Origin of the sequence: Chloroflexus sp., assembly GCF_034434295.1 — a bacterium.
Taxonomy (GTDB): Bacteria; Chloroflexota; Chloroflexia; order Chloroflexales; family Chloroflexaceae; genus Chloroflexus.
In genome coordinates, this window is sequence record NZ_DAOTZQ010000060.1 from 52099 (window position 1) to 60452 (window position 8354).

Consider the following 8354-nt stretch of genomic DNA (forward strand, 5'->3'; position numbering starts at 1 on the left):
CTATGGTAAGATTCGATAGGTGAAGGCTGGCAATGAAGCCAGTGATGTATATTTATTGAATGCCGGCACAGGAATTGCTATGGATCCATTTATCGCCCAATCCGTTGCCGCAATTGCAGCCGATACGGTCTCAGGTGCCGTAGAAATAGCCCAAAAATGTGCAGAAATACTGGCCAGGGCGGTACGTAGCCGACCGATGGCTGATCGCGCTGACGTGCAACGTGAGATACTTACCGTTGGGCGAGCATTAATTCGCAGCCACCCAACGATAGCGCCACTGGTGAATCTGGTCAATGGCTTACTCTGGCGACTCGACGAGACGGACGAGAGTGAAACGGCGCTGCGATTGGTCGATGAAACGACAAATGATTTTCGCCGCCGTCTGCATGTCCATGAGGCAGCAATTGCTGAAACAACCCTTCGTCTGATTAGCGAGGAAGCTACAATTCTCACCATCGGACGAAGTACAACGGTACGAGCGGCGTTGCGTCACGCACAGCGAGCCGGTCGGCGACCGCGAGTCATCTGTACGGAAAGCCGTCCTGCTGGAGAAGGGAGAATGCTGGCCGGTGAGCTGGCCGCAAGTGGTATTAACACCACGCTCATCACCGATGCCTCAGCAGCGACTCAGGTCGCCCACTGCCAGCTCGTCCTGGTTGGCGTCGATCTGATCAGCAGCGATGGCTTGATCAACCGTGTCGGAACCTATCCTCTTGCCCTGGTCGCCCATGCGACTGATGTGCCGTTTTACACGCTCTGTTCCAGTGAAAAACTGCTCCCCCCCGGCTATCGTTTACCACCACAACCATCAATGGCACCGTACCAGATCTGGCCAGACGCACCGCCGGGCATTACGGTGCAGACCGCGTATTCCGACCGGACACCACTCGATTTGTTGACCGGTATTATCTCGGAACGGGGCATCTCGCCACCGGCTGGCATCGAGGCGTGGCTGGCGGCAACGCACCTGCATCCCCTTTTACGCAACGAAATAACAGAGGGTTAAACGGTAGAGTTGTTGCATTGCAGAGATCTACCATTCTCAGGATCGGCTGATCAACTGACGGTAGAGGGCAAGTGTCTGCTGAGCTGCCGTTGTCCATGAAAAACGTGCCGCCTGCTGTGGCCCACGCCGGGAGAGTTCCCTCCTTGCCGAATCATCATGCCAGAGACTCTCGATGAGATCGGCCCAGGCAATCGGATCGAGGGGCGGTGCCAGCCAGGCGGCATCACCAACAACTTCGGGCAGACTGCTGGTATCGGCGACAATTGCTGGCGCACCGCAGGCCAGTGCTTCAAGTGCCGGTAATCCAAACCCTTCGTAACGCGATGGATTCAAATAGATGCGGCAGGCTGCATACAACCAGTGCAGATCTTCACCGCTAACAAAGCCGATCCGGGTGACGCGATCCTGCAAACCCAATTCACCAATCAGTGACAAAATCGGTTGATCAAGCCAGCCTCGTGCGCCGGCCAGTACCAGGCGATAATTTGCCGATGGTCGGCGATCACAGCAGATGCGCAGAGCGTACAGCAGCGTAGGAATATTCTTACGCGGTTCGATGGTACTGACAAAGAGCAAGAACGTATCGGCTCGCAATGTCTGACCATCGATTACTCGTGTTGCACCTGGAGGCAGGGGCCAGGGACAAAAACGGGTATCGGCTGCTTCATAAATAACCGTGATTCGTTCGGGTGGTACTCCTAATCGATCAACAATATCATCACGAGTCGCCTGCGATACCGCAATAATTGCCTCGGCGCTGGCAGCAGCCTGGTAAATCTGACCATAGTAGCGCCGTGCTGCACGGTCGAGGATCTCTGGGAAGTGCAGAAATGCAAGATCGTGAATAGTAATGACTGCCGGGAATGTACGGAACAACGGCGGAATAAAATCGGGGCTGTGCAGCAGTGAGGGACGACGAAACCAGACTTCAAGCGGTAACGCGAGTTGCTCGAGGGGATGATGCGGCGGGGTAAACAACCGGCTCCGGTGTACTGCTGCAACGAGCGAGGTACGGGCACGGACATGCTCCAAAACGATCAGCTCCTCATCATCGCCGAGCAACGGGATCATGGCTGTCGCCAGACTGCGCGTGTAGTGGGTAATACCACCCTGTCGGTAGGCGTGTAAACGGGCATCGATTGCAAAACGCATCATCATTGGTTATTCGGTAACAGTGGATCACACCTCAATCTCAAGACCATCGTAGGCAAAGGTCACCTCAGGTGGCAGGCCATAGTCTGCCCGATAATCAACCGAATGGGTCATGTGAACCAGAAAGGTGCGTTGAGCGCCGATTTCTTGTGCCACCTGACCCGCCTCAGCAATCGAGAGGTGGGTTGGATGTGGCTCAGCACGCAGCGCATTGAGTACTAAAACTCGCACACCGCGGAGTGCCATAATAGCGGATGGCGGCACCCTACTGGCATCGGTTACATACCCAAGCGCACCAATCCGATAGGCAGTAATCATCCAGGTACCGTGGGGGACAGCAATCGGCACAACCGTCAATGGCCCGATCTGAAACGGTTCTTCGACGACGTGAAGGGTAATTGAGGGACGCGAAGAACCCTGTGACGTATCATCAAAGGCATAGGCAAAGCGCTGTCGCACATCGGCCAGCGTTCGCGCACTGCCGAAAATGGGAAGCGATCCCTGCCGCAAACAGAACGGTCGCAAATCATCGAGACCGGCGACGTGATCGAAGTGAGCGTGGGTCAACAGTACCGCATCAATGCGCCGTAGACCGGCATTTAGCGCCTGCATGCGGAAATCAGGGCCGGCATCAATGAGAATTGTGAGACCGTGACTGCGGATCAGCGCCGATGTACGTAACCGGTGATGGCGTGGATCGGAAGAGGTACAAATTGGACAATCGCAGCCGATAACGGGCACGCCCATTGACGTACCGGTGCCGAGAAAGCGTAATTGCATGGCGCCGCACAGAGATGAATAAACAATGAATCTAAACACTTGGCGGCATTATACCATGACAACACGACGAAAAGCGCTTTTGCGGTTTTGGCTTCAGATATCACAACGCATTATCTCAAACTATACCGTACTACAGGACCGTACTACAGACCTTTCGTACATAAATAAACTGTCAGCCATTTGGCATCATAAAGGTATTCGCAAGTGTCCTAACCTGTCTTATACTATTGGTGAGTGACCTAAATGGAGGAATGTATCATTCACCAGCGGGATGCACGTGGAAGTACAAGACGCCTCTCAGACAGATAGGCTTATGACACGCATCCTTTCTGCTTTCGGACAACAAACCAGCGTACTACAGGAAGACAGTCATGCGACGGCTGATTGGCGAGCTGCAAAGACAGCTCAAGTACCAGATCATCGGCCCCTTCCTCCTCCTCGCGATTGTGGTGGCAATCGTGGGGTTGACAATTGTCGCTTTTTTTCTCGCCCGTCAGCAACAGGATCGCTTTGACAACGAGCTGGCCGCAGCAACTCGCACAGTTAGCGATGCATTTCTTGCTCAGGAACAGGCGAATCTCAGCTTTTTACGCGAAGTAGCTTTCGCCCAGCGCAACGAAAGCATCAATGCACCAGCAGTTGCTGACGCATTCTACGAAAACAACGTTGAAGGATTACGGCTCGCCCTCGAACCTTTCTTCCGGCAAGGTACCCGGCGCAGTGATGTCCGCCTTGACCGGTTGATTGCATTTGATCGCAACGGTCGCACAATCGTCGATTTTGAGCGGCCACCACTCGCCCGTGAAGAGACGTATATTACGCACGATTCCATTGATCTCAGCAGTGCCTGGTTTACGTCACGCATCCTCAATGGTGAGGCCGATGAGCGTGGTGACAAATACGCTGGTCTGATCCAGTTTAGCAATACGCAAACGCTCTACCTGGCAACTATCGCACCAGTACGACGGGGTAATGAGGTAGTTGGCGGCCTGATCGTAGCAATTCGCATCGATAACCTGCTCAACACTGTTGTACAACAGTCCCGATTAGATGGGATCATTCTCTACGATCAGGAAGGAAACGTGATAGCCACTACCTTTAGCAATCAGGTGCCTTCTACACCACTGCGGCAGGAGCTGGTTTCACAGGTTAAAGCCAATCCCAACCCGTATGGACAAACCCTCTTCACCATCGAAACGATCAATGATGTAGAGTATCAATTTGCTTATGTACCATTAACCATCCGTGGGGGACGTGCCGGTATCCTGGCGACCGCCCGCACCCGCGAAGAGGTGCTATTAACGTGGGACAATATCAGCCCGTTGCTGGCACTGGTCACCTTCAGTTTAGGCCTGGGCATTGCCGTCCTTGGCTTGTGGGTAGCCCGCCGAATTACCCGCCCCGTCGAAGAGCTGGCGGAAACAGCCAGTGCCATTGTGAACGGCGATCTGCAACGACGTGCATCAGTGAATACGCAGAACGAGATTGGTGTTTTGGCTCGACAATTCAATCGAATGACCGAGTACCTGATTGAGTTGCTTGCCCAGGTACGTGCCGAAGCTCGCCAGCGCACTGCAATCGTCGAAAGTATCACCGACGGTATTATCTTTATTGATGTCCATGGCGAGATTCGTTCCATTAATCGCGCTACACGCAGCCTGCTTGGTTTGAGTGATGATACAGCACTGCCCAAACATCTCAGTGATCTACCACTCGCACCACTGACCGAAGGTATTCCGGGCTTTGGCGATCAACGTGCCCAAAATCTCTATACCCTTGGCGATTATATTGTTCGGCTGTCAGTCGAAGATGTACGTGAAGATGATGGGCATCTGTTAGGGTACGTTGCCGTCTTGCAAGACCTCACCGAAGAGGTGATGGTCGACCGGGCAAAGACCAACTTCATCGGTACGATTTCCCACGAGCTTCGCACCCCGCTCACGGTCATTCGTGGGAATGCCGACCTGCTGGCGCGTGGTCTGGCCGGGCCACTCGAAGATGAACAGAAGAGCTTCGTTGAAGCAATTCGGTTACAGGCAAACAACATGACAACTCTGATTAGCAATGTCATCACGATTGCTAATCTCGACTCTGGTTCGCTGAAATCCACGCTCGAACCTATTGAGGTGCAGCGGCCAATTGAAGATGCGATCTGGCAGACGCAAGGCCAGATCAAAGCTAAGGGATTGCGGCTTGAGGTTGAAATACCAAAGAAGTTGCCGAAGGTCCTGGCCGATTTCGATCATGTCCGCACAATCATGCTTCAGTTGCTTGACAATGCCCGGCGTTATACGAGTGCCGGTACCATCACCGTTCGTGCTGTTCCTCAATCTGATGCATTGCGGATTGAGGTTAGTGATACAGGGCGTGGCATCCCACCAAACCTGCATCAACAAATCTTCGAGCGCTTCTTTCGCGGTGATGGGACAAGTGAGGGGATTAATTCCAGCGAACGTGGCATTGGGTTGGGATTAGCTATTTGTAAGCAATTGATCGAGCGTCTGGGGGGAACGATCGGCGTCGAGAGTGCGCCAGGTCAGGGAAGTACGTTCTTCTTCACGTTACGGTACGCCGATGATACCGCCACTCCTGAAAAACCAGCAACCGGTCTGGAATCGGCTGCTTGAGCGCGATCGTCTCCGACGACCATTGCCCTGGCTGATTCTCGGCTCTCTGTTGCTATTATTGCTGCTGATCTCGCTGGTGATCAACCTGATGATCGGTCAGGTTGCGCCGCGCATGGAGTGGTTTAGCGGTGACCTGAGTAGCAGTGGAAGGGCTGATTATAGTTTCTGGAGCGGAGGTCCCCAGTTACCACCGTTCAATCCCAGTGTTATTGCTGCCCCAGAAGAAGAGCCAACTCCAGCCACTACACCAGAGACTGAACCAACAGATATTCCAGTCATCGTAATTGAGGTACCGACGGCAACGTTCACACCAACGGCGACGGCCACCCCCACGGCAACAGCCACGCCAACGGCCACGCCAACGAATACGGCTACTCCGACGAGTACGCCAACCGCATCACCAACGGCAACACCGACCCGAACAGCGACCCCGACCCGGACGGCGACCCCAACCCGGACAGCCACACCCTCGCCTTCACCAACCGTAGAGGCAACATTGCCGCCAACATCGCCACCAACATTACCACCGGCAACAGCGACGCCTACTGCCACCCCAACGCGGACGGCAACAGCTACACCAACGGCCACGCCTACTCGCACGGCGATCCCAACGTTTACTGCCACGCCTACCCGCACGGCAACACCGGTAACAACGAGTACGCCAACACCTCGTCCCGGTGAGTCGATCTTCTTCTTTGCGAATAGCAGTATCAGTGTGAGTGAGAATGTCGGGACACTGACAGTCACTGTTCGACTTGGCGCACCAGCCGAGCAGACGGTACGGGTGCGGTACGAAACAGTTGCGGGTAGTGCTTTGCCCGGTGAGGACTACACGACAACGAGCGGGCAGTTGGTCTTTGCCCTCGGTGAGCAACAAAAAACGTTTACAGTTCCGATCATCGCGGATGATCTGTACGAACCGGCTGAAACCTTCACGCTTCGACTCTTCAACCCAGAAGGCGGTTTCATTGGCATACCAGGAACAGCCAGTGTAACCATTATCGACACCAGTTCACCACCGGTAATGAGTTTTGCCAGTGCCGTGAGCATTGGCGAGGAAGGGGATGGTCTGGCCTCGGTTACTATACGGCTGGATCGTCTGTCGGGACTGGATGCCCGGGTCAGCTACACAATTGCCGGAACAGCGTCACTCGCCGATCACGGCTTACGCAGCGGAACAATTGTCATACCGGCGGGGGCCAGTTCCGCACGCCTACTGATCCCCATTATTGACGATCCAGAAGATGAGGCCGATGAAACGATCATCATTCGGCTTACTTCGCCAGTCAATGCGACACTGGGTTCACCTACTACCCATACCCTTACGATTCAGGATAATGATCAGGCCGGTATCATCTTGCAACCCTCGCTCATAGATGTGGCTGAGGGTAGTCCAGATGGCACCTATACCATCCGATTAAGTAGCCGACCAACCGCACCGGTAACCATTACGCTGAGTGGAGTCCAGGTGACAACGACACCGGCAACGCTCACCTTTACCCCCGACAATTGGGCTACTCCTCAAACGGTGACGGTACAGGCGATTGACGATCGGGGCGCCGAAACGACACCGCATCCGGGAACGGTAAGTCACGCTGCCAGCAGTACTGACCCGTTTTATCAGGGGTTACGTTTACCGGTGTTGAGTGTACGAATCGCGGATAACGATACCGCAGGTATTGTGACGCTTCCCTTTAGCCTGACGGTCGCCGAGGGTGGAACAGAAGCACTCTACCAGGTGCGACTGGCAACCCAACCAACGGCAAATGTGGTGGTAACGATAACGCCGTCGAATCAAGTCTTGCTCAATAATCAGACCACCTCTGGACCGATTACATTAGCCTTTACGCCGGCAAACTGGAATGATCTGCAAACAGTACGGGTACGGGCAGTTGATGATGAGATTGATGAGGGTATCAGTGAGGTGGTGCAGATTACACATAGCGCCGCCAGTGCAGATACCTTCTACAACGGACTGACTGCCAATGTTGCAGTAACTGTCATCGACAATGATCTGGCGGGTATTGTGCTGTCGCCGGCGAATCTAACCCTCAACGAAGGGAGTACTGCAACCTACACCGTGCGTTTGAATAGCCAGCCTGTTGCACCGGTGACTATCGCGATCACACCGGAAATTGTCAACCCGGCTTCACCGCTCATCGTGAGCGAAAATCAGGTACTCCTCGAAGGCCAGCCCACCCTGAGTTTGACCTTTACCCCGGCCAACTGGAATACAGCGCAGACTGTCAATGTACAGGTTATTGATGATCAACTCGACGAGGCGCTCGATCCGGCAACAACCTACCTCGTCCACCTCCGTCACGCGGCGGCTAGCACGGGGGACACGATTTACAACACGTTAGCACCATCATTACTGCCGGTAACGATTATTGAGAACGATACCGCGGCTCTGATCATTAGTCGTAGCACCCTAAGCATGACTGAGGGTGGTACCGACTCCTACACTGTGCGTCTGGCCACGCAACCGCTGGCGGATGTCACCGTTACCATTACACCAGAGCTGGTCAGCGCCGCCTCGCCGCTGGTCGGCAGCAACGGACAGCTCCTGCTCAACGGCCAGCCCACCCTCACCCTGACCTTTACTACTGCCACCTGGAATACGCCGCAAACCGTTAGCGTGCAGGCGGTTGATGATAACGTCGTCGAGACCCTCACTACCACCTACGAGCTTGACCTGCGCCACGACGTGGCCAGTGCCAGCGATCCCATTTACAACATCCTGCCCGACCGTCTGGTGCGGGTGACGGTGACCGAGAATGATGTGGCCG

Annotated in this window: 5 protein-coding genes; 3 read left to right on the forward strand and 2 right to left on the reverse strand. The window is 54.5% G+C overall.

Features of this window, described 5'->3' with window-relative positions; genetic code table 11:
* Positions 1-79: 79 nt before the first annotated feature.
* Positions 80-1006 carry an initiation factor 2B gene (locus tag VAE57_RS09690; protein WP_322821681.1) on the forward strand — a complete coding sequence of 309 codons (927 nt, stop codon included), beginning with the start codon at positions 80-82 and terminating at the stop codon, positions 1004-1006.
* 36 nt (positions 1007-1042) lie between these two features.
* On the opposite strand, the gene VAE57_RS09695 is transcribed toward VAE57_RS09690, so the two are convergent.
* The gene (locus VAE57_RS09695) at positions 1043-2164 is read right to left on the reverse strand and encodes a glycosyltransferase family 1 protein (RefSeq protein ID WP_322821682.1); all 1122 of its coding nucleotides are present in this window, start codon (positions 2162-2164) and stop codon (positions 1043-1045) included.
* A gap of 21 nt (positions 2165-2185) precedes the next feature.
* Positions 2186-2938, reverse strand: coding sequence for an MBL fold metallo-hydrolase (locus tag VAE57_RS09700; RefSeq protein ID WP_322821683.1), 753 nt, complete (start codon positions 2936-2938; stop codon positions 2186-2188).
* A 371-nt stretch (positions 2939-3309) separates the two neighbouring features.
* Here VAE57_RS09700 and VAE57_RS09705 point away from each other — a divergent pair, with 371 nt between their 5' ends.
* Together VAE57_RS09705 and VAE57_RS09710 are read left to right on the forward strand one after the other, a co-directional pair.
* Complete coding sequence (locus VAE57_RS09705; RefSeq protein WP_322821684.1) at positions 3310-5565, forward strand: ATP-binding protein; 2256 nt, start codon at positions 3310-3312, stop codon at positions 5563-5565.
* A partial coding sequence (locus VAE57_RS09710; protein WP_322821685.1) for a Calx-beta domain-containing protein occupies positions 5513-8354 on the forward strand: 2842 nt, incomplete at its 3' end. The genes VAE57_RS09705 and VAE57_RS09710, both read left to right, overlap by 53 nt.

Bases quoted from the DNA above. Each gene is read 5' to 3' on its own strand.
- VAE57_RS09705 (WP_322821684.1), top strand. From the start codon at position 3,310: ATGCGACGGCTGATTGGCGAGCTGCAAAGACAGCTCAAGTACCAGATC.
- VAE57_RS09695 (WP_322821682.1), bottom strand. From the start codon at position 2,164: ATGATGATGCGTTTTGCAATCGATGCCCGTTTACACGCCTACCGACAG.
- VAE57_RS09690 (WP_322821681.1), top strand. From the start codon at position 80: ATGGATCCATTTATCGCCCAATCCGTTGCCGCAATTGCAGCCGATACG.
- VAE57_RS09700 (WP_322821683.1), bottom strand. From the start codon at position 2,938: ATGCAATTACGCTTTCTCGGCACCGGTACGTCAATGGGCGTGCCCGTT.